Annotated in this window: 27 protein-coding genes and 1 tRNA gene; 11 read left to right on the top strand and 17 right to left on the bottom strand. The window is 68.4% G+C overall.

All coding sequences use genetic code 11. The features are described 5' to 3' along the window. Positions 1 to 40: 40 nt before the first annotated feature. Genes G6N56_RS15175 through G6N56_RS15155 form a run of 5 tightly spaced genes read right to left on the bottom strand, consistent with a single transcriptional unit; the run spans position 41 to position 4,632 of the window. Positions 41 to 2,263 carry a SpoIIE family protein phosphatase gene (locus tag G6N56_RS15175; RefSeq protein ID WP_085255213.1) on the bottom strand — a complete coding sequence of 741 codons (2,223 nt, stop codon included), beginning with the start codon at positions 2,261 to 2,263 and terminating at the stop codon, positions 41 to 43. After that, positions 2,260 to 2,859, bottom strand: a complete 600-nt coding sequence (locus G6N56_RS15170) for a SpoIIE family protein phosphatase (RefSeq protein ID WP_085255214.1) — start codon at positions 2,857 to 2,859, stop codon at positions 2,260 to 2,262. The genes G6N56_RS15175 and G6N56_RS15170 overlap by 4 nt, the downstream gene beginning before the upstream one ends. A gap of 31 nt (positions 2,860 to 2,890) precedes the next feature. Next, the gene (locus G6N56_RS15165) at positions 2,891 to 3,319 is read right to left on the bottom strand and encodes an ATP-binding protein (RefSeq protein WP_085255215.1); all 429 of its coding nucleotides are present in this window, start codon (positions 3,317 to 3,319) and stop codon (positions 2,891 to 2,893) included. Continuing rightward, complete coding sequence (locus tag G6N56_RS15160; RefSeq protein ID WP_085255216.1) at positions 3,309 to 3,698, bottom strand: STAS domain-containing protein; 390 nt, start codon at positions 3,696 to 3,698, stop codon at positions 3,309 to 3,311. The genes G6N56_RS15165 and G6N56_RS15160 overlap by 11 nt, the downstream gene beginning before the upstream one ends. Before the next feature lie 34 nt (positions 3,699 to 3,732). Next, positions 3,733 to 4,632, bottom strand: coding sequence for an STAS domain-containing protein (locus tag G6N56_RS15155; protein WP_085255217.1), 900 nt, complete (start codon positions 4,630 to 4,632; stop codon positions 3,733 to 3,735). Between the two features lie 154 nt (positions 4,633 to 4,786). Between G6N56_RS15155 and G6N56_RS15150 the strand changes: the two genes are divergently transcribed. Beyond that, positions 4,787 to 5,137 carry an STAS domain-containing protein gene (locus G6N56_RS15150; protein WP_232069061.1) on the top strand — a complete coding sequence of 117 codons (351 nt, stop codon included), beginning with the start codon at positions 4,787 to 4,789 and terminating at the stop codon, positions 5,135 to 5,137. A 36-nt stretch (positions 5,138 to 5,173) separates the two neighbouring features. After that, complete coding sequence (locus tag G6N56_RS15145) at positions 5,174 to 5,674, top strand: DUF6328 family protein (protein ID WP_085255219.1); 501 nt, start codon at positions 5,174 to 5,176, stop codon at positions 5,672 to 5,674. An 11-nt stretch (positions 5,675 to 5,685) separates the two neighbouring features. On the opposite strand, the gene G6N56_RS15140 is transcribed toward G6N56_RS15145, so the two are convergent. Continuing rightward, positions 5,686 to 6,372 (bottom strand): HAD family hydrolase, encoded by a 687-nt coding sequence (locus G6N56_RS15140; protein WP_085255220.1) that lies wholly within the window; start codon positions 6,370 to 6,372, stop codon positions 5,686 to 5,688. A 34-nt stretch (positions 6,373 to 6,406) separates the two neighbouring features. Between G6N56_RS15140 and G6N56_RS15135 the strand changes: the two genes are divergently transcribed. The 5 genes from G6N56_RS15135 to G6N56_RS15115 all read left to right on the top strand — a co-directional run bounded on the left by G6N56_RS15135 (position 6,407) and on the right by G6N56_RS15115 (position 9,568). Further along, a complete protein-coding gene (locus G6N56_RS15135) occupies positions 6,407 to 6,715 on the top strand; it encodes a hypothetical protein (protein ID WP_085255221.1) in 309 nt (102 codons plus the stop codon). A 57-nt stretch (positions 6,716 to 6,772) separates the two neighbouring features. Further along, a complete protein-coding gene (locus G6N56_RS15130; RefSeq protein ID WP_142280536.1) occupies positions 6,773 to 7,027 on the top strand; it encodes a hypothetical protein in 255 nt (84 codons plus the stop codon). 139 nt (positions 7,028 to 7,166) lie between these two features. Beyond that, entirely contained in the window at positions 7,167 to 7,463 is a 297-nt protein-coding gene (locus G6N56_RS15125) for a DUF4193 domain-containing protein (protein WP_085255223.1), read from the top strand. Positions 7,464 to 7,502: 39 nt separating this feature from the next. Next, positions 7,503 to 8,909: a cytochrome P450 gene (locus G6N56_RS15120; RefSeq protein ID WP_142280537.1), complete on the top strand. Its 1,407-nt coding sequence runs from the start codon at positions 7,503 to 7,505 to the stop codon at positions 8,907 to 8,909. Positions 8,910 to 8,962: 53 nt separating this feature from the next. Then, positions 8,963 to 9,568, top strand: coding sequence for a restriction endonuclease (locus tag G6N56_RS15115; protein ID WP_085255387.1), 606 nt, complete (start codon positions 8,963 to 8,965; stop codon positions 9,566 to 9,568). Here the strand turns inward: G6N56_RS15115 and G6N56_RS15110 are convergent. The 7 genes from G6N56_RS15110 to ponA2 all read right to left on the bottom strand — a co-directional run bounded on the left by G6N56_RS15110 (position 9,565) and on the right by ponA2 (position 16,537). Next, complete coding sequence (locus G6N56_RS15110; protein ID WP_085255224.1) at positions 9,565 to 9,981, bottom strand: ArsI/CadI family heavy metal resistance metalloenzyme; 417 nt, start codon at positions 9,979 to 9,981, stop codon at positions 9,565 to 9,567. The two genes, G6N56_RS15115 and G6N56_RS15110, sit on opposite strands and share 4 nt — an antisense overlap. 20 nt (positions 9,982 to 10,001) lie before the next feature. After that, entirely contained in the window at positions 10,002 to 11,450 is a 1,449-nt protein-coding gene (arsB, locus tag G6N56_RS15105) for an ACR3 family arsenite efflux transporter (protein WP_085255388.1), read from the bottom strand. A 5-nt stretch (positions 11,451 to 11,455) separates the two neighbouring features. After that, the gene (locus G6N56_RS15100; protein WP_085255225.1) at positions 11,456 to 11,800 is read right to left on the bottom strand and encodes an ArsR/SmtB family transcription factor; all 345 of its coding nucleotides are present in this window, start codon (positions 11,798 to 11,800) and stop codon (positions 11,456 to 11,458) included. Positions 11,801 to 11,878: 78 nt separating this feature from the next. Further along, positions 11,879 to 11,952: transfer RNA gene (locus G6N56_RS15095), tRNA-Pro, on the bottom strand. Between the two features lie 61 nt (positions 11,953 to 12,013). Next, a complete protein-coding gene (cds1, locus tag G6N56_RS15090) occupies positions 12,014 to 13,090 on the bottom strand; it encodes an L-cysteine desulfhydrase Cds1 (protein ID WP_180150338.1) in 1,077 nt (358 codons plus the stop codon). After that, entirely contained in the window at positions 13,087 to 14,046 is a 960-nt protein-coding gene (locus G6N56_RS15085; protein ID WP_085255226.1) for a metallophosphoesterase, read from the bottom strand. The genes cds1 and G6N56_RS15085 overlap by 4 nt, the downstream gene beginning before the upstream one ends. 64 nt (positions 14,047 to 14,110) lie before the next feature. Further along, positions 14,111 to 16,537 (bottom strand): transglycosylase/D,D-transpeptidase PonA2, encoded by a 2,427-nt coding sequence (gene ponA2, locus G6N56_RS15080; protein WP_085255227.1) that lies wholly within the window; start codon positions 16,535 to 16,537, stop codon positions 14,111 to 14,113. Positions 16,538 to 16,897: 360 nt separating this feature from the next. Here ponA2 and G6N56_RS15075 point away from each other — a divergent pair, with 360 nt between their 5' ends. Beyond that, positions 16,898 to 17,248, top strand: coding sequence for a WhiB family transcriptional regulator (locus G6N56_RS15075; protein ID WP_085255390.1), 351 nt, complete (start codon positions 16,898 to 16,900; stop codon positions 17,246 to 17,248). Positions 17,249 to 17,497: 249 nt separating this feature from the next. Here G6N56_RS15075 and G6N56_RS15070 read toward each other — a convergent pair whose 3' ends face one another. Further along, a complete protein-coding gene (locus tag G6N56_RS15070) occupies positions 17,498 to 18,628 on the bottom strand; it encodes an ATPase BagB (RefSeq protein WP_085255228.1) in 1,131 nt (376 codons plus the stop codon). Next, complete coding sequence (locus G6N56_RS15065; RefSeq protein WP_085255229.1) at positions 18,625 to 19,653, bottom strand: ATPase BagA; 1,029 nt, start codon at positions 19,651 to 19,653, stop codon at positions 18,625 to 18,627. The genes G6N56_RS15070 and G6N56_RS15065 overlap by 4 nt, the downstream gene beginning before the upstream one ends. Positions 19,654 to 19,728: 75 nt before the next feature. Here G6N56_RS15065 and G6N56_RS15060 point away from each other — a divergent pair, with 75 nt between their 5' ends. The 3 genes from G6N56_RS15060 to G6N56_RS15050 are packed head-to-tail and all read left to right on the top strand — an operon-like array spanning position 19,729 to position 21,143. Further along, positions 19,729 to 19,890: a Sp36 family protein gene (locus G6N56_RS15060; protein ID WP_142280538.1), complete on the top strand. Its 162-nt coding sequence runs from the start codon at positions 19,729 to 19,731 to the stop codon at positions 19,888 to 19,890. Next, a complete protein-coding gene (locus G6N56_RS15055) occupies positions 19,891 to 20,346 on the top strand; it encodes a RidA family protein (RefSeq protein ID WP_085255230.1) in 456 nt (151 codons plus the stop codon). It abuts the gene before it with no gap. 5 nt (positions 20,347 to 20,351) lie between these two features. Then, the gene (locus G6N56_RS15050) at positions 20,352 to 21,143 is read left to right on the top strand and encodes an MBL fold metallo-hydrolase (protein ID WP_085255231.1); all 792 of its coding nucleotides are present in this window, start codon (positions 20,352 to 20,354) and stop codon (positions 21,141 to 21,143) included. Between the two features lie 107 nt (positions 21,144 to 21,250). Here the strand turns inward: G6N56_RS15050 and crp are convergent, their stop codons facing one another. Further along, a complete protein-coding gene (gene crp / locus G6N56_RS15045) occupies positions 21,251 to 21,925 on the bottom strand; it encodes a cAMP-activated global transcriptional regulator CRP (RefSeq protein ID WP_044508824.1) in 675 nt (224 codons plus the stop codon). Between the two features lie 97 nt (positions 21,926 to 22,022). Beyond that, positions 22,023 to 22,418: a hypothetical protein gene (locus G6N56_RS15040; protein WP_142280539.1), complete on the bottom strand. Its 396-nt coding sequence runs from the start codon at positions 22,416 to 22,418 to the stop codon at positions 22,023 to 22,025. Between the last annotated feature and the right edge of the window lie 66 nt (positions 22,419 to 22,484).

Genomic DNA, 22,484 nt, shown 5'->3' with positions numbered 1-22,484 from the left:
CGATGACTACCCGGTCTGCGGGTGGGACAAACGGCGCCGCTCAGGCGGCCGGCAGCCGGAACGTGATGTCGACCGTGGTGCCGGTCGGCGAGCTGTCCAGCTCGATGGCGTCACTCATCGCGCGCATCAGCAGCAGGCCGCGGCCGCTGTTGCCGGGATTGACCGCCGGTGTCTTCCATGAACCGGAGTCGCTGACCTGCGCGCGCACCTCGCCGTCGGCGACGTCGACCGCCAGCAGCATGGTCCCGGGACCGTTTTCGCGGTAGGCGTGCTCGACGCAGTTGGTGCACGCCTCGCTGGCAACCAGCACGATGTCCGCGGCCAGGTCGTCCGGGACGTCGGCCGTCCGCAGCCAGTCGGCCAGCCGATGCCGGATGAGCACCAATTGGTCTGCGGTCGCAGGGCTTTCGATGCGGAGTGGTTCCGGCCGATGCCGGTATATGACCATGGCCACGTCGTCGTCATACCCCGCCGCGGGAGAGAGTTCACGCAGCACCGCGTCCGCGACGGCATTCAGCGGCAACGTGTTGATCTTCGTCAAAACGTCAGCGGCGCGGGCTATTCCATCGTCGATGGACTCGTACTTGCGCTCGACGAGGCCGTCGGTGTACAGCATCAGCGTCGAGCCCGGCGGCAGGACCCGGGTCGCCTGGGGGCGGGGCTGGTCCCGGCGCACCGCGAGCGGCACCGACGCGGCGTCCGTCAACATCGTCGCGTGCGATCCGGGCCCCGCGAGGACGGCGGGCATGTGCCCGGCATTGCTGTACTGCAGGACCCCGGATTTGGTGTCCAGCACCGCGAGAAACACCGTGGTGCAGTACGCGTTCGGGATGAGCGACGCCGCCGAGTCGAGCTGTTCGAGGAGTAACGCGGGTTCGGCGCCGTTGATGAGCAGCGCGCGCGCCGAGCTGCGCAATTGACCCATGATCGCGGCCGCAGGCAGCCCGCGACCGACGCAGTCGCCGACGACGATGCCGATCCGGTGGTCCCCGATGGGCAATACGTCATACCAGTCACCGCCGATCTCCAGCGGCGGCACCGCGGGTTCGTAGCGCACCGCGAACCCCGGCGGCGGCTGCACCGGCGGCAGCATCGCGCGCTGCAACGTCAGCGACGTCTCGCGGGCGCTCTCGAACTGCCGGACGTGCTGCATGGCCAGGCTGAGGTGCCCGATCAGGACGGTGACCAGGAGCCGGTCCTCCGCGCTGACCCACCGGGGTGAGCGCAGCTCCAGCCAGAGCGCCAGGTCGCCCGCTCCGGACAGCACCGCCACCAGCCCGGCCGCCTTGCCGGGGTGCCCGGGACGTTCGACGGTCTTGGCCGTCAGCGGCAACTGGTGCCGGGCGTCGGCGAAGGTGTCACGCAGCCACGGCTCCAGCCGGCGCCAGCTGGACGCGGCCGGGGCGCCCGCGACCTGGACCGCGGGGTCGCCGTCACCGCTCGGCCATGAGACCGCGACCACCCGTTGCACGTCGATCGCCGCGCTGCACTCGTCCAGCGTGATCGCCAGCAGCTCGTCCACCGTCTTGGCCACGGCCACGGCCGTGGCCAGCCGGAGCACCGCGCTTTCCCGGGCCGCGAAGGCGCGTTCGGCGGTGACGTCACGGATCGTGCCGACGTAGGCGTTTCGGTCGCTGTCGGCCTCCTTGACCGAGTTGATGCTCACCGCGACCCACGCGAGGTGGCCGTCGCGGTGCCGGATCGGCGTCTCGTACGCGGTGGTGCCGTTGAGCTCGACCAAGGTCTGTTGCTGGCGCGCCCCGACTCGATCGACAAGCCACGGGTGCGGCCACCGGTACGGCAGGCCGTCCGCCGGGTAGCCGAGGATGTCGATCAGCGCGCTGTTCATCTCGACCACCGTCCCGTTGTGGTCGGCGACGAAGAAGCCCTCCTGCAGCGAATTCACCAGCGCGGTGCGGAATTTGTCGCGGTCGGCGAGTCCGTCGGCGCGGGCGCGCTGCTCGGCGTAGCGCTTGGTGCCGTCGAGGAAGCCGCGTGTCGCCACGTCGAGCGGGGCCAGCGTCTGCAGCAGGAACTCCAGGGCCGTCGGTGCGTCGATACCCGGACCCGCCGCGAGATCCTGAGCCAGGTTGAAATGGTGCTCGACGATGTCGAGCATGCTGACCCGTTCCTCCAGTGCCCGCCGCCCCAGCTCGTGACCGACGGACAGGTTGTCCTCGTCGCGCGCGGCCAAATAGGTGCGCAGCGCGGCGGTGTAGCGGGTGTGGAAGTCCCCACCGCTGACGTTGTCGTGGTCGGTCATGTGGAGGCTCCCCGATGACGGGCGGTCAGCACCATTGCATCGTCGGTCCCCTTGGCATGCCTGCTCAAGAGTTCCGTGGCGATCACCGTGGCCGAAGCCGCAAAGTCGATGTGCTGCAAGTGGTCTTCGGCGATGCCGTCAGTGGCGATGACGATCAGGTCGCCGGCGCGAATGGGGACCACCTGGGCGGGCCGGATGTCGGGGATCCGGTAGCCGACGATGCCCGCGGTCAGGCGTGCGCTGGACCGGACCTGGATGCCGGTCGCCGACTTGGCGACCAGGTCGGCGGTGACGTTCCCGACCCCGGTCCACGCCAGGGTGCCGGCCGCGAAATCCACCCGCGCCAGGGTCATGGCCACCCCCCGCGTGCCGCCCAGCACCCGATGACAGAGCTGAACGAGCACCTCCAGCCGCTGCGCCCGCGCGTTCTCGAGGGTGTCGACGGCTCGCAGCGCGGCCGCCGCGGCTGCCGCGCCGTGGCCGAGGCCGTCCATCACACCGAACAGGGCGGCGTCGTCGTCGATGCCGATCGCGATCGGCTGGTCACCGGAGACGTGCTCGCCCGGCAGCGGGCGACCCGCCGTCGCCCACTCCATCGGTCCGAGGCGTCCCCCTCTGCTGCTGTTCTCACGCACGGGGCGGAACCCATTTCCACATCTCGACGACCGTGCCCCGGCCCAGCGTGGACTCCACGACCAGGCGGTCCATCAGGCGGCGGGCGCCGGGCAGGCCGAGGCCCAGCCCCCGGCCCGTCGAGTAGCCGTCCTCCAGCGCGCGCTCGATGTCGGCGATGCCCGGACCGCTGTCTTCGGCGCGGACCACCAGGGCCTTGCGGCCTTCCTTGTCCGCCACCCCGACCCGGACCGCGCCGCGCCCCGCGTAGCTGGTGATGTTGCGCGCGATCTCAGAGATCGCGGTGGCGATCATCGTGACGTCGGTCAGAGAGAACCCGAGGTCGAGTGCCAGTTGGTGCCCGGCCTTGCGGGCAGCGACGATGTCGTCCGGTTTGTTGATGTCGACGACGATGTTGTCGGGGTCACCCGCGTCATCCGCCACCGTCGCGCCCGATCGTCGAATTACGCTTTCCCAGTTGCCGATTCAGCAGGGCGAGGCCCTCTTCCAGGTCCAGCGCGGTGTTCATGTCGTCGAACGCCAGACCGAGTTGCACCATGGCGAAGGCCACCTCGGGCTGCAGGCCCACGATCACCGTGTCCGCGCCCCGCAGCCGCGTCATGTGGGCGATCGTGCGCAGCGACCGGGCCGCGAAGGAATCCATCACGTCGATGGCGGTGACGTCGACGATGATGCCCTGCGCGCGGAACCGGCTGACCTGCTCCATGAGGTCGTAGCGGAGTCGCTCGGTGTCGGAGTCGGACAGGGCGGCCTGCACCGTGGCGATGAGGATCGCGCCCTGTTTCAGGATCGGTACTGGCATGTGGTGACCGCGGTCGTTCTGATGGTCCGGGCGATCACCCGGTCTGCTCCCCGGTGCGCGTGACCTCGTAGCCCAGCAGTCGCTCCGCCTCTTCGATGCCACCCTGCAGGTCACCGACGGCGTTCATCTTCGACAAGTCCAGCCCGATCGTCACCAGCGTCAGGGCGATCTCCGAGGACAGGCCGGTGATGATGACGCTCGCGCCCATCAGCCCGGACGCGTCCACGGTCTGCACCAGGTGGTTGGCCACCGTCGAGTCGATGGTCGGCACACCCGTGATGTCGATGACCACCACTTTCGCCCGGTTGGCGCGGATCGCCCTCAACAGCTGCTCGGTGACCTGGCGGGCGCGCTGGGAGTCGAGCACGCCGATGATCGGCAGGATCAGCAGCTGCTCGCGCACCTGCAGCACGGGGGTGGAAAGCTCGCGGATCGCCTCCTGCTGCTGGCGGATGATGCGCTCGCGTTCCTGGACGAAGCTGACGCCCACCGTGTTGGCGATGCGGTTGGCGGCCGGTTCGTAGGCGTCGAGCACCCGGTTGAGCATCTCGAAGTCGGTCTGGTACTTCTCGAACAGCGAACGCGCGAGTACGTCGCGCAGCAGCAGGACGATGCCGAGCACCTCGTCGGTCTCGACTCCCCGCGGGATGATGCGCTCGGAGAGGTCCCGGGCGTACGCCTGCAGCGCCTCGACGCTACCGGTCTCGAGCACCTCCACATAGTTGTCGTAGACGGCGGTGGCTTCGGAGAACAACTCCTCCGGGGTCATCGCGGTCAGCAGCTCCGCCTCGGTGATCCGGCGCGCCCACTCCTCGCGCAGGATCGTTCTGTTCTGTCGGAGATGCTGAACCAGCTGCGGCAGCAGGCCTTCGCTGGAAATCACCGTTGGCGTGGCGGTGGCGGTGCTGCTGAAGTCCGACGGCGAATCTGACATCTGGCCTCCCGAGTGCCGTGTCCCCCGCGATGCGCAGGTATAGGGGACACTAGCCTGGGCTGTCGCGGGGTAGGTGCTGAGGGCTTATTCTTCTCGCAGTTCGCACGGCAGGCTAGGCTTGCAGCACGCTCGAGGCCCGGACAAAGGATCGCCATTGTCAGCTCCTGATTCGATTACCACGTTGGTCGAGGACCACGGCGGCGTTTCCGTGGTCCGTGTCAGTGGCGAAATCGATTTGGTCACCGCGCCGACCCTGGAACAGGCGATCGGCGCGGTGGTCGCGGAGAGCCCGACGGCGCTGGTCATCGACCTTTCCGCGGTGGAGTTCCTCGGCTCGGTGGGATTGAAGATCCTGGCGGCGACGCACGAGAAACTCGGCGCGTCAACCCAGTTCGGGGTGGTGGCCCGCGGCCCCGCGACCAGGCGGCCGATCCACCTCACCGGCCTGGACAAGACCTTCCCGCTCTACCCCACGCTGGACGAGGCGCTGACCGCCGTCGGTTAACCGGTTTACCCGCCCGCGGGTGCGATGATCAGGTCTATGGACGTCGACCATCCGCAAGACGACCAGCGCTGGGACCGCCAGGAACGGGACGAAACCGAAATCCAACGGCTGGACCGCAATTGGAACAACCTGCTGCAAGAGCTGCGGGTGGTGCAGACCGGCGTTCAGCTGCTCACCGGGTTCCTGTTGACGCTGCCGTTCCAGCAGCGTTTCGAGACGCTCAACGGGCCCATGCGCCACGTCTATCTGGCCACGGTCGGGCTGTCGGTGGGCGCAACGGTGCTGCTGGTCGCGCCGGTCAGCATCCACCGCCTGCTCTTCCGGCGGCACCGCCTTCAGGTGCTGGTGTCCGCCGCCCACCGGTGCGCCTACGCGGGGCTTGCGCTGCTGGGTGCGGCGCTGACCGGCGTGACCGCAGTCGTCTTCGCCGCGGTGGCGGGGGAGCGCGCCGCCGTCATCGCCGGGGCGTGTGCGCTGGCGCTGTTCACCTTCTTCTGGTGGGTGTTACCACTCATATTGCGCACCCGCGGTATGTGACGGTCCGTCGGTCAGTGCCGGGGTGCCAGCGCCGCGATCCGCGTCGACGACAGGTGCTCGAGCAGATCCTGCGTATCGGTGAAGACCGGGGTCGCCCCGGCCTCCCGGAGTTCGGCCTCGGCGACGCCCCCGCTCTGCACCCCGATGCACGGGAGGTTCGCGCGGGCCGCGGCCTCGGCGTCCCACACGGCGTCGCCGACGAACACGGCATGGTCGGCGTCCACGCCGGCGCGATCCAGCGCGACCTGCACGATGCCGGGTTCGGGCTTGGCGGTGTCGACGTCGTGCGACGACGTCGTCTCGGAGATGACGTCGTCGCAGTCGAGCACCTTGAGCAGCGCCTCGAGCTCGTCGTCGGGCGCGGAGCTGGCCATCACCACCTGCAGTCCCAGCTCGCTGACCCGCCGAACCAGCTCGCGCGCGCCCGGTAACGGCGTCAGCAGCGGGATGAGTTCCTTGTAGACCCGGCTGTGCGCGTCGCTGAGCCGCTCCCGCACGTCGTCGGGGGCATCGTCGGTGAGCGTCCTCACCAGCTGGGAGCCGTCCATGCCGATGCCGCGGTGGATTCGCCATGCCGAAACCGGCACGCCTTCCTCATAGAATGCGCGTTGCCAGGCATAGACGTGGAGATAGACGGAATCGACCAAAGTTCCGTCGACGTCGAACAGGACGGCGGGGGCGCCGTGGCCGGGCTTCAGCGGAGGCTCCCCGAGTCAACGGGGGAGCGGCCCGGTGCAAGCGGTCGAAGTTTCACTCGCGCGGGATACCCAGGTTGGAGGTGGCCGACACGAAACCGCCAAGAACGGCCCCCACGCTCCGGGCGTCTACGGGATCCTGTTCGCCGCCGCCGCTTTGGTCATCGCGTTGAGCGCATTCGCAACCGGGCATCTCGTCGCTGGCACGGTGTCCGTGGTGCTCGCGGCGGCGCTGGGAGTGGCGAGTGCGCTCTGGCTGGTACACAGCCATCGCAAGGTCCGCGCCGCCGAAGAGCGCTGGTACGCCGAGAAGTCCGACGAGCCCGCGCCGCCACCGGTGAGTTGATCGTCACGCTTTTCTTATGTGGCGTTTAATTTCGCCGCGACGGGGTATCAGCGGTCCATGCTCGACACATCCGGTTCGCTGGGCTTTGCGGACGACCCGGTCGGCGGAGGGAACTTCGGCCTTCCTGGCCTGCTGGCCGCTGCGATCTGTGCCGTCGGCCTGCTGATCGGTGTGTTCGCCCTGGCGACGGGGGTCATGTGGCTCGCCGTCGTGGGGCTGGGGGTGGCCCTGATGGGGCCGTGGCTCGGGATGGCCCTGCTCTCGTACGCCCAGCGCGGCGCCTACAACGTCGCCCTGCCGCCGCAGGACTGACGCCGGCGAGCGCTTTTCGTCGTGTGTGCAATTTCTTATGAATTCTCGCGTGTAGACCCCGCCAGAACGGGGTAATGCCTGCGCCACGGGTGACTACAGGGAAGTGCGTCAACCGCCCACTGAGCAGGAAGGAACTCCCATGGCGACTGCAAGCGACTACGACGCACGCCGTGTAGACGTCGACAGCGCGGACAAGACGACGCTGCGCGAGCTGGCGACCCTGCCCGCGGCCACCACCGCCGTGGTCGACGAGGACCCCAACGATGTGCACTTCTTCGAGCTGCCCGGTGCCGACTTGTCCGGCGAGGAACTGTCGATCACGGTGATTCCTCAGCAGAAGGACGAGTTCACCTGCTCGTGCTGCTTCCTGGTGCAGCACCGCAGCCGGCAGCGGAGCACCAACGCGGGGCTTCCGGTCTGCGCCGACTGCGCGTAGCGCCACCCGCGCCGGCCCCGAGACTGGGGCGGGCGCAGCTTGACCAACCCGGCGGCCCGTGTTTCTGTCATCAGCGTGGCAGGACCCGCTATTCGCCGGACGGACGCGCCGGGTGCCACGAGACGTCCACCGGGCCTGCCCGCTCCGCGCCCGTTCCGGTCCGCGTTCGCCGCCGCGTACGCCGTCGCCTACCTCGTGGGTGGCGAGCGGCGGATGCTGCGGCTGATCCGGCGTTACGGGCCGATCATGACCATGCCCATCCTCAGCCTGGGCGACGTCGCGATCGTGTCCGACGCCGACCTCGCCAAGCAGGTGTTCACCGCACCGACCGACGTCCTGCTCGGCGGAGAAGGCGTGGGCCCCGCGGCCGCGATCTACGGGTCCGGCTCGATGTTCGTGCAGGAAGAGCCGGAGCACCTGCGGCGGCGCAGGCTGTTGACACCGCCACTGCACGGCGCCGCACTGAGCAGCTACGTACCGATCATGGAGAACGCGGCCCGCGCGGCCATGCACAGCTGGCCGGTCGACCGGCCGTTCGAGATGCTCGAGGCGGCCCGGGCCCTGACGCTCGACGTGATCGTCAGGGTCATGTTCTGGGTCGACGAGCCCGGCGAGGTTCGGCGATTGGGCCGGCCGTTCGAGCGACTGCTGAACCTCGGTGTGTCGGAGCAGCTGACGCTTCGCTATGCCCTGCGTCATGCGGGGGCGCTGCGGGTCTGGCCGCAGCGGACCAAGGCGCACAACGAGATCGACGAGCTGTTGATGCCGCTCATCGACCACCGCCGTGACGACCCTCGCCTGGACGAGCGGCTCGACATCCTGTCGCTGTTGATCCGCGCCCGCGGCGAGGGTGGAGAACCATTGTCCGACACCGAGATTCGTGACGATGTCATCACCCTGATGCTGGCCGGGCACGAGACCACCGCCACCACGCTGGCGTGGGTCTTCGACCTGCTGCTGCACCATCCCGACGCGCTGCGCCGCGTGCAGGCCGAGGCGCTGAGCGGCGACGAGACCTACACGACCGCGGTCATCAACGAGGCGTTGCGGGTGCGCCCACCCGCCCCGCTCACGGCTCGTGTTGCGGCCCAACCATTTCCGATTGGCGGGTACCTCGTCGACCCGGGCACGCGCATCGTCGTCCACATCATCGCGATCAACCGCGACGCCCAAACCTACGAGCATCCGAACGAGTTTCTCCCCGAGCGGTTCCTGGGCACCCGGCCCCAGACCTATGCGTGGGTGCCGTTCGGGGGCGGCGTCAAACGCTGTCTGGGCGCGAGCTTCTCCATGCGCGAGCTCGTCACGGTGTTGCACACGTTGCTGCGCGAGGGGGAGTTCAGCGCCGTGGACCCCGAGCCCGAGCGGATCGTGCGGCGTTCCATCATGCTCGCCCCCCGCAACGGCACCAGGCTGCGGTTCCGGCCGCTCAAGCCGTCGCTGTAGCGGCGCACCGCTCACCGACCGGGTTGTCGCACCGCTCCGGTAGCTTCATCGGCGTGGAGAAGGTTCTCGGATCGCTGCTCGTTGTCGGGCTCGCTCTCCCTTGGTATTTCGCTCAGCGGGCGACCGGCAGCGTGTTGGCCGGTTGTGTAGCGGGATTGACCGGGCTCGCCGTGGCGGTGGTCGTTCTTCTGTGGTTGTCGGCGCAGCGGGACAGTTACCGCATCGCCCGGCAGCGCAGGCGCGACCATCGGCGCGCGATGGCGGACATGGCAGACGTCGACGAGATGACGGGCGCCGAATTCGAGGGGTTCGTCGCGGCGCGGCTTCGGACCAGGGGCTGGAGCGTCACGCACACCGGCGGCACCGGCGACTACGGGGTCGACCTCATCGCCCGGCGGGACGGCACCCGCATGGCGGTGCAATGCAAGCGGCTGGCCAAGGCCGTCGGTGTAGCCGCGGTGCAGCAGGTGGTCGCCGGCGCGCGGCACCACGGTTGCGATCAGACGGTCGTAGTGACCAATCGATCGTTCACCAGGGCGGCCCGGCAGTTGGCGATCACCCACCGATGCCGCCTGGTGGGCCGGGAGCAACTACTGATCTGGGCGGGCGTCGTGACGCCCCTCCCCAGGCGGCGGTTGCAGCCGGACATGGAAGCCTAGGACTGGCAGCAGGCCGTGTCGCTCGCCGTGACCTCATCACCGAAGGTCTCGGAGTCGGAGAGGACGGTGTAGACCTCCCACCGCTCGCTCGTGGGTCCGGTCACCCATACCTTGTCCTGAGTCGCGTAGCAGCAGGTGGTGCCGATCTCCTCGTCGGGGACCAGGCCTTGGTCGGCGAGGCGCGCGATCTCTGCGTGCACCTTGTCGCTCGAGTCCACCTCGACGCCAAGGTGATTGATGGTGCCGCCGTGGCCGGGGTTTTCGATCAGAACCAGCTTCAGCGGCGGGTCGGCGACCGCGAAGTTCGCGTAGCCCGGTTTGACCTTGGCCGGTGCGGTGTCGAACAGCCTGCGGTAGAACGCGATCGCCTCGTCGAGGTCGTCGACGTTGAGGGCGAGCTGCACACGTGACATGGCGGGTCCTTCCTTGTGGGTTACGGGGCCGGGGCCAGGAGTTCGCTGACCAACGTCTGTACTCTTTCGGCGATGTCGTCGCGGATGGCTCGGACCGTGCTCAGCGGCTGGCCGGCGGGGTCCGGCAGTCTCCAGTCGCGGTACGACACACCGGGAAAGAATGGGCAGGTGTCGCCGCAACCCATCGTGATGACGACGTCACTGGTTTCGACTGCGTCACCGGTCAGGAGCTTCGGGCGGGCGGCGGTGAGGTCGATCCCGATCTCGGCCATGGCGGCGACCGCGGCCGGATTGAGCTGATCCGCGGGCTCGGTGCCGGCGGATCGGACCTCGATGCGATCTCCGGCCAGGTGACTCAGGAGCGCGGCGGCCATCTGCGAGCGGCCGGCGTTGTGGACGCAGACGAAGAGCACGCTCGGTTTGTGGGTGAGCGGGCCGGCGCGCAATGACAGTGCGAGGTAGACCAGTCCGAGCAGCACGGGCACCTCGATCAGCGGTCCGACCACGCCGGCCAGGGCTTGGCCGGACGTGACGCCGTAGGTGGCGATCGCGACCGCGATGGCCAGCTCGAAGTTGTTGCCGGCGGCGGTGAACGCCAGGGTGGTGGTGCGGGCGTAGCCCAGCCGGAGGGCGTATCCAAGGGCGTATCCGCCGGCCCACATGATCGCGAAGTAGGCCAGGAGCGGCACCGCGATGCGGGCCACATCCCAAGGCCGCGAGGTGATTTCGCGGCCCTGCAGGGCGAACAGGATGACGATGGTGAACAGCAATCCGTAGAGGGCCCAGGGGCCGACGTGGGGCAGGAACGTCGACTCGAACCAGGCGCGCCCCTTCGCGCGTTCACCGAGCCGGCGCGACAGGAACCCGGCCAGCAGGGGAATCCCGAGGAAGACGAGCACGGACTTGGCGATCTGCCAGGGGGAGACCTCGATGCCGGCGCGGGGCAGGCCGAGCCAGCCCGGCAGAACCGAAAGGTAGAACCAGCCCAGCGCCGCGAACATGACGACCTGAAACAGCGAGTTGAGGGCGACCAGCACGGCCGCGGCCTCCCGGTCTCCGCAGGCGAGGTCGTTCCAGATGATGACCATCGCGATGCACCGGGCCAGCCCGACGATGATCAGCCCCGTGCGGTATTCGGGAAGGTCGGGCAGGAGCAGCCACGCCAGCGCGAACATCACGGCCGGCCCGACCACCCAGTTCAGCAGCAGCGAGGACACCATCAGCCTGCGGTTGGTGGCGACCTCGTCGAGCCGGTCGTAGCGGACCTTGGCCAGCACCGGGTACATCATCACCAGCAGGCCGATGGCGATCGGCAGCGAGATCCCCTGCACCTCAACGGCGCTCAGGGCCGACCCGAGGCCGGGAATGAGCCGGCCCAGCAGCAGGCCACCGGCCATCGCCACCCCGATCCACACGGGCAGGAAACGATCCAGCGTGGGCAGGCGAGCTGCGGTGTCTTTGGCGGTCATCGACGTCACCGGTCGCCCGGGCTCACGTGAAGGACCGCCGAGAGCTGTTGCAAGGCCGAGGGGATCACCCGGTAGTAGACCCACGTGCCGCGGCGCTCGCAGTCCAGCAGCCCGGCCGAGCGCAGCAGTTTGAGGTGGTGGGAGATCGTCGGCTGCGAGACGTCGAACGTCGCCGAGATCTCACACACGCACGCCTCCCCGCCCGGGTGGCTCGCGACCAGGCTCAGCAGGCGCAGGCGCACCGGGTCGCCCAGCGCCTTGAACATCGCCGCCAGATCCGATGCCTGCGACTCGCTGAGGGCGTCCGCCGTCAGCGAGGGGCAGCACTCCGCCGTCGCTTGATTCGACATCCTTCTATATAAACATTCATCGAATCAAGGCGCAACAAGTGCTGGTGGCGGGAGGGTGATTGGTTGACTCGAACTGAGTCGGGGTGGCGGGATTCGAACCCACGGCCTCTTCGTCCCGAACGAAGCGCGCTACCAAGCTGCGCCACACCCCGCGTGAAGCTCCGACAGCCTATCGTACGGGCCCGGCGGCTCACCAAATCGCGGTGTCTCGGCTCACGCCCAGGTGCAGGACCGCTCGAATTCGACCAGCGCCTCGGCGTGGTCGCCCGGGTCGAGGCCCTGCCTGCTCACCCAGTCGTCACTGAAGTAGGTGTCGGCGTAGCGGTCGCCGCTGTTGGAGATCAGCGTGACCACCGACCCGCTTCGGCCGCCGGAAACCATTTCGGCGAGCAGCCCGAAGGCGCCCCACAGGTTGGTGCCCGTCGACGGGCCGACCCGGCGCCGCAGCACGGCGCTGACGTGCCGGGCGGCGGCGATGGAGGCCGCGTCGGGGACCGTGACCATGCGGTCGACCACGCCGGGCAGAAACGACGGCTCCACCCGCGGGCGGCCGATGCCCTCGATGCGCGACGACACCGGCATCACGATGTCGTACCGCCGCTCGGTGTAGGCGGGAAAGAACGCGGAGTTCTCGGGGTCGACCACGCACAACCGCGTCGCGTGCCGCCGGTAGCGGATATACCGGCCGATCGTCGCGCTGGTGCCGCCGGTGCCGGCCCCGACCACGATCCACTCGGGGATCGGGTAGCGCTCGTCGCGCATCTGCTCGAAGATCGACTCGGCGATGTTGTTGTTGCCCCGCCAGTCGGTGGCGCGCTCGGCGTTGGTGAATTGGTCTAGGTAATGGCCGCCGGTCTCGTCGGCAACGCGCTGCGCCTCGGCGTACACCTGGCTCGAGTCCGCGACGAAATGGCACCGGCCGCCCTGCGATTCGATCAGCGCGACCTTCGCGGGACTCGTCGCCGCCGGCATGACGGCGACGAACGGCAGGCCCAGCAGGGCCGCGAAGTAGGCCTCGGAGACGGCCGTCGATCCCGACGAGGCCTCGACGACCGTGGTGCCCTCGCCGATCCACCCGTTGCACAGGGCGTAGAGGAAGAGCGAGCGCGCCAGCCGGTGCTTGAGGCTGCCCGTGATGTGCGTGGACTCATCCTTGAGGTACAGCGCGACGTCGGCGTGGGAGCACCACGCCGACGGCAGCGGGTACCGGAGCAGGTGGGTGTCGGCGCTGCGGCGGGCGTCGGCCTGGATCAGCCGTATCGCGTTGTCGGTCCAGGCCCGGCCGCTCAACGCACCGAGGCGGTCGGCTGTGAACGGGTCAGGTCGCTGGCCGAGTCCCGGCCGCCCATCGGCGTGGCGATCAAGGTGAGCAGCGTCGCCTCGGGCCGGCAGCAGAACCGCACCGGCGCGTACGGCGAGGTTCCGATCCCGGCCGAGACGTGCAGCTGCATGTTGGCGCCCCAGCGCGACGGTCCCTTCGCCCGCGAGCGGTCCAGGCCGCAGTTGGTCACCAGCGCGCCGTAGAACGGTAGGCAGACCTGGCCGCCATGGGTATGGCCGGCCATCACCAGCTGGTAGCCGTCGGCGGCGAAGCGATCCAGCACCCGGGGCTCGGGCGAATGGGTCAGCCCCAGCCGCAGATTCGCGGCCGGGCTGGCCGGTCCCGCGATCGTGTCGTACCGGTCGCGGTCGATGTGTGGGTCGTCGACGCCCGCGGCGGCGACGTGCAGGCCGGCCACCTCGAACTCGCGGCGGGTGTGGGTCAGGTCGAGCCAGCCGCGTTCGGTGAACGCCGCCCGCAGGTCCTGCCAGGGCAGCGCCTCCCCGCGGATGCGGTGCGACGGGTTGGTCACGTAGTGCAACGGGTTCTTCAGGCGCGGCCCGAAGTAGTCGTTGCTGCCGAAGACGAACACGCCGGGCCGGGACAGCAGGTCGCCCAGGGCCTGGATGACCGCGGGCACCGCCTTGGGGTGGGCCAGGTTATCGCCGGTGTTGACTACCAGGTCGGGCTCCCAGCCGGACAGCTCACGCAGCCACGCCTGCTTGCGGCGCTGGTTGGGCGTCATGTGGAGGTCGCTGATGTGCAGCACGCGCACCGGCGTCGAGCCCGGCGTCAGGACGGGCATGGTGATCTCGCGCAGCACGAAGGCGTTGCGCTCCACGAGCGAGGCGTAACCGATCCCGGCGACGGCCGTGCCGACCGCGGCGGCACCGGTGCGGATGAGAATGGGCAAAACTTCAGCCATGCAGAAAGACTACTGCCGGTCGGGGACAGGCAGCGCATTCCGCGCGCCGACGGTGCCGCAACGCCTACGGGGGCGGCTGACCGGGCGGCGGGGGAGGCGCCAGCAACGGGATGGTGATCGGCGGCAGGCCGGGAATCTCCACCACCTGCGATCCGATCGGCGGGGGCACGCCGTCCGGCGGCGGAGGCGGCGCCGGCGGGATGCCGTTGCTGACCTGAATCGTGATGATCGAGCCCGGAATGGTCTGGCCGCTGGGGGTGGTCCCGACCACCTCGCCCATCTCCGCGCTGCTGTTGACGGAGTTGGTCTGGTCGGCAACCTGGAAGCCCGCGTCCTTGAGCCGCTGCCGGGCGGCGTCCACCTTCAACCCCGCCACGCTGGGGACTCGCGACCCGGGTGACCCGTCGACGTACCGCGGGTCGGTGGGCGGCAATGCCACCGGGCCGAAGTTGAGGGCGATCGGTTTCATGGCGGTGAACCACGTGCGCGCCGGCTCGTTACCGCCGTAGAGGTCGCCCTCGCCGCAATGGCGCAGCGGGGCCGAGCACAGGTCCGTCGGGTTCGGCGAGTCGTCGTAGATGTAGTTCGCCGCCGCGTAATGGCTGGTGAAGCCCACGAAGCCCGACGAGCGGTGCGCCTCGGTGGTGCCCGTCTTACCGGACACCGGCAGGTCCCAGCCCGCGGCGCCGGCCGAACCCGCGGCCGTGCCGCCGCCCACCGCGTCCTTGCTCATCGCGTTCGCCAACGTGTTGGCCAGGCCTTCAGGCACCACCTGGTCGCAGGTCTCGGTGGTGACGGCGACCTCGTTGCCGTTGCGGTCGATGAGCTTGTCGATCGGGTTCGGCGGGCACCACACGCCGCCCGAGGCCAGCGTCGCCGCGACGTTCGAGAGCTCCAGCGCGTTCACCTCGATGGGACCGAGCGTGAAAGACCCGATGTTCTGCCGCTTGACGAAGTCGGCCAGGCTCTCGTTGCTGTCGGGGTTGTACGTCCGGGCGGTGCCGGGGTCGGCGTAGGACCGCAGGCCGAGCTTGATGGCCATGTCGACGGTGCGCTGGACGCCGACCTGCTGGATCAGCTTGGCGAACGCGGTGTTGGGCGAGGTGGCCAGCGCGTCCGTCACGTTCATCGAGCCGCGGTAGTTGCCGGCGTTGACGACGCACCAGGTGTCCTTCGGGCAGCCCTTCGCCCCTCCACTTCCCATGCCCTTGGCCTGGAACCGGCCCGGCACCTCGAGCGTGGCGTTGATGCCCATGCCCATGTCCAGCGCGGCGGCCGTAGTGAAGATCTTGAAGACCGAGCCGGCGCCATCGCCGACCAGGGAGAACGGCTGCGGGCGCATGGTTTCGCCGGCGTCGGTGTCCAGCCCGTACTTGCGGTTGCTGGCCATCGCCATGACCTTGTGCGAGTCCTTGCCCGGGCGGATCACGCTCATCACGCTGGAGATGCCGGGCAGCGTCGGGCTGGCGAACTTGTCGATGGCCGCCTTGACCGGGGTCTGCACGTCGGGGTCCAGCGTGGTGCGGATCAGGTAGCCGCCGCGGGCCACCTGTTCCTTGCTGATCCCGGCGCGCGACAGGTACTCCTGCACGTAATCACAGAAGAAGGCGCGGTCTCCCGCGGCGATGCAGCCGCGGGGGAGCTCGTTGGGCTGCGGCAGAACCCCGAGGGGCGTGGCCTTGGCGGCGCGCAGGGCGTCGGCCTCTTGGGGCAGGTTTTCGATCATCGTGTCCAGCACCACGTTCCGCCTGGCCAGGGCGCCGTCGGGGTTGGTATAGGGGTTGAGCGCGCTGGTCGACTGGACCATGCCCGCCAGCAGCGCCGCCTGCTGCCAGTTCAGGTCGGAGGCGTTGATGCCGAAGTACGTCTGGGCGGCATCCTGAACCCCGAACGAGCCGTTGCCGAACGAGACCAGATTGAGGTACCGGGTCAGGATCTCGGGCTTGGTGAACGTTTTGTCGAGGGTGAGCGCCATCCGGATCTCGCGCAGCTTGCGGGCCGGGGTGGTCTCCACGGCGGCGCGCTTCTCGGCGTCGGTCTTCGCTGTGACCAGCAGCTGATAGTTCTTGATGTACTGCTGCTCGATGGTGGAACCGCCGCGCGTGTCGACGTCGCCGCGCGCGTACCCCGCCAGCCCCGTCAGCGTGCCCTTCCAGTCCACCCCGTTGTGGTCGGCGAACCGCTTGTCCTCGATGGAGACGATCGCCAGCTTCATCGTGTTGGCGATCTTGTCGCTGGGCACCTCGAATCGGCGCTGCGAGTACAGCCAGGCGATGGTGTTGCCCTTCGCGTCGACCATGGTGGACACGGCGGGAATCTCGCCCTGCAGGAGCTGGGCCGAGCCGTTGGCCACCACCTCGGAGGCGCGGTTCGACATGAGCCCGAGCCCCCCCGCGAGCGGGAACATCAACGCCGTGGCCACCACACTCGCCAACAGGCAGCACCCCACGAGCTTGACGATCGTGAGCGCTGCCGGGGGGCGGTCTGACATGGGTACTAGAGTAGCGGCCCGGCGACACGCCGCCGGGCGATCACTTCTCCGGAACCCGTCGCGGGGCCTGACCAGCCAACTTATGATCGGTGTGGGGCAAAATTTTCGCCGGTGTAACTGGACGGTCGCCCAGATGTAGCGCGATTCCGGTAACCAAGACATATCGTTTTGAGACGAGACTGGACGGGCGTCCCAAAAAAAGCGTTATGAGACTGTTGCGCAATTGCCATCTGACCACCTAACTTAGACACACGGTGAGATTCAGATAACACCGATCTGCATGGTGTGGCGTAGATCGCAAGGGGTATGCACCCGAGGAGGGACGGTCGCGAGGCGCGGCCGGGAGGAAGGGAACAGCTCGTGTCAGGAACACGGCCTGCCGCGCGGAGGACCAACATCGCGGCTGCACAAGGGGTGCTCCGAAGCGTTGACGCCGAGGAACGGATTGCATGGGTCTCGAAGGCGCTGTGCAAGACCACTGACCCCGATGAACTGTTTGTCCGCGGGGCGGCTCAGCGCAAGGCTGCTGTGATATGCCGGCACTGCCCGGTCATGCAGGAGTGTGGAGCGGACGCGTTGGACAACAAGGTCGAGTTCGGTGTGTGGGGTGGCATGACCGAACGGCAGCGTAGGGCGCTCCTCAAGCAGCACCCGGACGTGGTGTCTTGGGCCGACTTCTTCGACAAGCGGAGGCCTCGCAGCGTCGGCTGAGGTCACTGGGCTCCGCCATGCGCAGGGTCGCGCCGGCGGGGTCGGTCGTTTCGCTCGGTTCTGAAAACTTCGGTTTGCGTGATTACTTTTTTGTTACGGCTCTCGGGCGATGCGTTACTGACTTTGTTCAATAGCGGGCGGCTTTGCGCCCGCGGCCCAAGTAGCCGCTGCCGGTTAGCGTTTCGCTAACCATGGCGAGGCAAACCCGAGCGATAACTGGCGTGTGCCTAATAACGAACGGCGGGACGCTCAGGCCGTTGACGTGATCTGATCGGCCAGCGCCCGCAGGGCGTCCAGGTCCGACACATCAAACGGCAGTGACGGGACCCCGATCACGGGAACGTGCGGATGGGCGCCGGTGAACCGGGAGAGTAATCGGATCTCCCGCTTCGCGGTTTGCGCCCGGTCGGCGTGGATTTGGAGGACACCGGCGGCCAGCGACGCCACCTCGGAGTCCGACTTGGCCTCCAGCGTCTCGCTGCCGTCGATGGCCCGCTCCACGGGCAGGGAACACAGCGGCGGGTGGGTGCGGTTGAGGATCAACCCGGCGAGCGGCATCCCTTCCTGGGAGAGCCGGTCGACGAAGAAGGCCGCCTCACGCAGCGCGTCGGGTTCGGCCGCCGATACCACGACGAACTGCGTACCGCGCTGCTTCAGCAGGGCGTACGTGCGATCGGCCTTCTCGCGGAACCCGCCGAACGTGGCATCCAGCGACTGGACGAACGCCGCGGCGTCGCTCAACATCTGCGAGCCGAGCACCGTAGACATCGCCTTCATGGCCAAACCCATTGCGCCGGTGACCAGTCGGCCGATGCCCCGCCCGGGGGCCAGCAGCAGGCGCCACAACCGGCTGTCCATGAAGCTGCCCAGCCGCTTCGGGGCATCCAGGAAGTCCAGGGCGTTGCGGGACGGGGGAGTGTCCACCACGACCAGGTCCCACCGATCCTGGGCGAGCAGCTGGCCCAGCTTCTCCATCGCCATGTATTCCTGCGTGCCGGCCAGCGAGCTGGCGACGGTCTGATAGAACTGATTGTCCAGAATGCTTTGCGCCCGACCGGTTCCGGAGTACTGGATCACCATTTCGTCGAATGTGCGGCGCATGTCGAGCATCATCGCGTACAGCTCGCCGGAGACCTCCGGGGCCAGCGGGACACGCTGCGGGGTGTTGCCGAGGTCGTTCACGCCCAGCGCCTGCGCAAGCCGCTTCGCCGGGTCGATCGTCAACACGCAGACATTGCGGCCGTATTCGGCCGCCCGCAGCGCCATCGCCGCCGCGGTGGTGGTCTTGCCCACGCCGCCCGCGCCGCAGCACACCACCACCCGGTTGCCGGTGTCGGCCAGGATCGCTGCCATGTCGAGGGTCGTCGGCGTGATACTCATCTAACCCCCTGCTGCGCAAGCGATTCGGACAGCTCGTAGAGGCTACCGAGGTCGATACCGTCGGAGATCGCGGGCAATTCCAGCCTCGGAACCTTCAATGCATCGAGTTGCTGGGCTATTTCGGCGCGCGCGGTGATTCTGGTTGCATGCTCGATGGTTTCGGTCAGTAGACCGGCGAAGTCGTTGTCGTCCAGCGTGATTCCGGCCATCTCGAGCCCGGCCCGCACCGAGTCGGCATCGATGTGCCCCTCGGCCGCCTTGGCCAGATCCCGCGGGTCCAGGTACGTCGGGATGTTGCGGTTGACGATGACGCTGCCGATCGGCAGCTGCATCTCCGCCAGCTCCTCGATGGCCTCCATCGTCTCCTGGACCGGCAACGCTTCCAGCAGGGTGACCAGGTGGATGGCGGTCTGCTCGGAGTGCAGCAGCTTCACCACACCTTCGGCCTGCGAGTGCACCGGCCCGCCTTTGGCCAGGTCAGACACCGCCTTGGTCACGTCGAGGAAGCGCGCGATCCGGCCGGTCGGGGGTGCGTCGACGACGACCGCGTCGTACACGGGGTCTTTCGAGCCTTTGTTGAGGCGGACGACCGACTCCTTGATCTTGCCGGTGAGCAATACGTCACGCAGGCCCGGCGCGATCGTGGTCGCGAACTCGATCGCGCCGACGCGCCGCATCGCCCGGCCCGCGATGCCGAGGTTGTAGAACATGTCGAGGTATTCCAAGAAGGCGGCCTCGATGTCGATGGCGAGGGCGTTGACCTGGCCGCCGCGCTCGGCGGTCGCGATCTTGACCTCCTGGTATGGCAGCGGCGGGACGTCGAAGAGTTGCGCAATCCCCTGGCGCCCCTCGACTTCGACGAGGAGGACCTTGCGGCCCCCCGCAGCCAGGGTCAGGGCCAGCGCGGCCGCGATCGTCGACTTGCCCGTACCGCCTTTGCCGGTGACGAAGTGCAGGCGGGCCTTCGACAGGCGTGCCGGCCAGCCCAGGGAACTAGCAGCGCCGCTAGATGTGGTTGCCACCATCGCATGCTAGCCCGCCGGTCGGGCGGCGCCCCGGCCTGGCCAGAGCCCTCCGTTTCCGACCGATAAGCTGCCCCCATGACCCAACCGATCGCGTGGGAATACGTCACGGTTCCGCTGCTGACCCACGCCACCAAGCAGATTCTCGACCAGTGGGGGGCCGACGGCTGGGAACTGGTGGCCGTCCTGCCCGGACCCACCGGTCAGGATCACGTCGCGTACCTGAAGCGTCCCAAATAGATGAGCGCTTCCACCCGGCTTGCCGAGCTCGGTGTCACCCTCCCGGAAGTCGTTGCGCCGCTGGCCTCTTACGTCCCCGCGGTGCGGACCGGAAACCTCGTCTACACCTCCGGTCAGCTGCCGATGGAGGCGGGGAGCCTGATGGGGGCGGGCAAGGTCGGCGCGGACGTCGCGCCCGAGCAGGCCAAGGTCATGGCTCGCGTCTGCGCGCTGAACGCGTTGGCGGCGGTGCATTCGCTGGTCGGGATCGACGCGGTCACCCGGGTGGTGAAAGTGGTCGGGTTCGTCGCCTCGGCTCCCGGGTTCAACGGTCAGCCGAGCGTCGTCAACGGGGCCTCCGACCTGCTGGGTGAGGTGTTCGGCGACCACGGGGCGCACGCGCGTTCGGCGGTCGGCGTGTCCGAGCTGCCGCTGGATGCGCCGGTGGAGGTCGAGCTGGTCGTCGAGGTCGGCTGACCGCCGTGACCGAGTCCGCCGGGTCGCCGACCCATCCCGCCTACGGCCGGTTGCGGGCGGTGACCGAGACGGCCTCGGTCATGCTGGCGGACAACCCCGGGCTGCTGACGCTCGAGGGCACCAACACCTGGGTGCTGCGCGGGCCGCGCAGCGACGAGGTGGTCGTCGTGGACCCCGGCCCGGACGACGACGAGCACATCGCGCGGCTCGCCGCGCTCGGCCCCATCGCGCTGGTGCTGATCAGCCACCGCCACGGAGACCACACCGACGGCATCGACAAGCTGGTCGAGCTGACCGGGGCGCCGGTGCGGTCGGCGGGCAGCGGATTCTTGCGCGGCCTGGTCGGCGAGCTGACCGACGGCGAGGTGATCGACGCGGCGGGGCTGACGATCAAGGTGATGTCCACCCCGGGCCACACGGCCGACTCGCTGTCCTTCGTCCTCGACGACGCCGTGCTGACGGCCGACAGCGTGCTGGGCCGCGGCACCACCGTCATCGACAAGGAAGACGGCAGCCTTGCCGACTACCTGGAGTCGCTGCGCCGGCTGCGCGGCCTGGGCCGCCGTACGGTGCTACCCGGGCACGGTCCCGACCTGCCCGACCTGGAGGAAGTCGCCTCGGGTTATCTGAGGCATCGGCACGAACGTTTGGACCAGGTGCGCGCCGCCCTGCGCCAGATCGGGGACGACGCCACGCCCCGCCAGGTAGTCGAACACGTCTACGTCGACGTCGACGAGAAGCTTTGGGACGCCGCCGAATGGTCCGTCCAGGCGCAGCTGGATTATCTGCGCGCTTAGCCGCCTGCCGTTCCCCGGTGCGATCGAGCCTGCGCTCACCGTTAGGCCGGGGGCCTCAAAAAGTGCGCGCAGTTTGGAGCAGGGTTGCGCCCAAGCTTCGCCCGCGCTTACCTCGCTCGGCGGGCCAGCCTCTCGGAGTCCGAGATCAGCACACTCTTGCCCTCCAGGCGGATCCAGCCGCGGTGCGCGAAGTCGGCGAGCGCTTTGTTCACGGTCTCACGCGAGGCGCCCACCAGCTGCGCGATCTCTTCCTGGGTCAGGTCGTGGGTGACGCGCATGGCGCCACCTTCCTGGGTGCCAAAACGTTGGGCGAGTTGCAGCAGCTGCTTGGCCACGCGGCCCGGCACGTCGGTGAAGATGAGGTCGGCCAGGTTGTTGTTGGTGCGGCGCAGCCGGCGGGCCAGCACACGCAAGAGCTGCTCGGCGATCTCGGGCCGATCGGCGATCCACGCCCGCAGGGCGTCGCGGTCCATCGACACGGCCCGGACCTCGGTAATGGTCGTCGCGCTGGATGTCCGGGGCCCCGGGTCGAATATCGACAATTCGCCGAACATATCCGACGGACCCATGATCGTCAGCAGATTCTCCCTGCCATCCGGAGAGCGGCGACCGATCTTCACCTTGCCCGAGACGATGATGTATAGCCGGTCGCCGGGCTCGCCCTCGGCGAAAACCGTGTGCCCCCGGGGGAAGTCGACTGGCTGCAGTTGCTTGGTCAGTGCGGCGACTGCGCCAGGCTCAACCCCTTGGAAGATTCCGGCCCTTGCCAGGATCTCGTCCACGTTGCCTCTTCAGCTTTCCAATTAAGTGATATGGGCAGGCTAACCCCTGACCCGCGTGATGATTCTAGAGGTAGCCAATGTGTCCAACGTGCCAACGCTACACACGATTGACGTATCGGGTTAGCGTAAATTCCGGATTAACGCCCGAATGGGCGCGCATTCGCACAGCTACGAGGGCCTGAACGCGCTCCCTGGAATCCAGGGCAAAGTGCGGCGCGGCGTGGTTCGGCAAGGCGTGCCGGCCCGTCGGCTGGGGACGGGACAGCTCCCGCGCCTGGCGTAGATGGAGGAATTCCAGCGCCTCCGGCATGCCCTCTCGGGCCAGCGTGTGTACGTCGACGGCCTCGGCCTGGTCGAGGAATTCGTCGACGTCGGTGGTCGTGACGGGCGCCGGCGAAAGGTCGCGTTCCAGTCGCCCCAGACCGAGCGCCGCGAGCATCAGCAGGCCCGGAACGCACGCCACCAGCAACCATGACACAAGGGAAGTAAACATGCCCAAGGTCTCAGCGAGATCACGAAATCAGTACTCTGTCGTAGGTGACAGCGGCGAAGGCATCCG

Origin of the sequence: Mycobacterium saskatchewanense (assembly GCF_010729105.1) — a bacterium.
GTDB lineage: Bacteria > Actinomycetota > Actinomycetes > Mycobacteriales > Mycobacteriaceae > Mycobacterium > Mycobacterium saskatchewanense.
The sequence above is the reverse complement of the archived record's forward strand: the minus strand, read 5'-3'. Positions and strand labels throughout refer to the sequence as shown.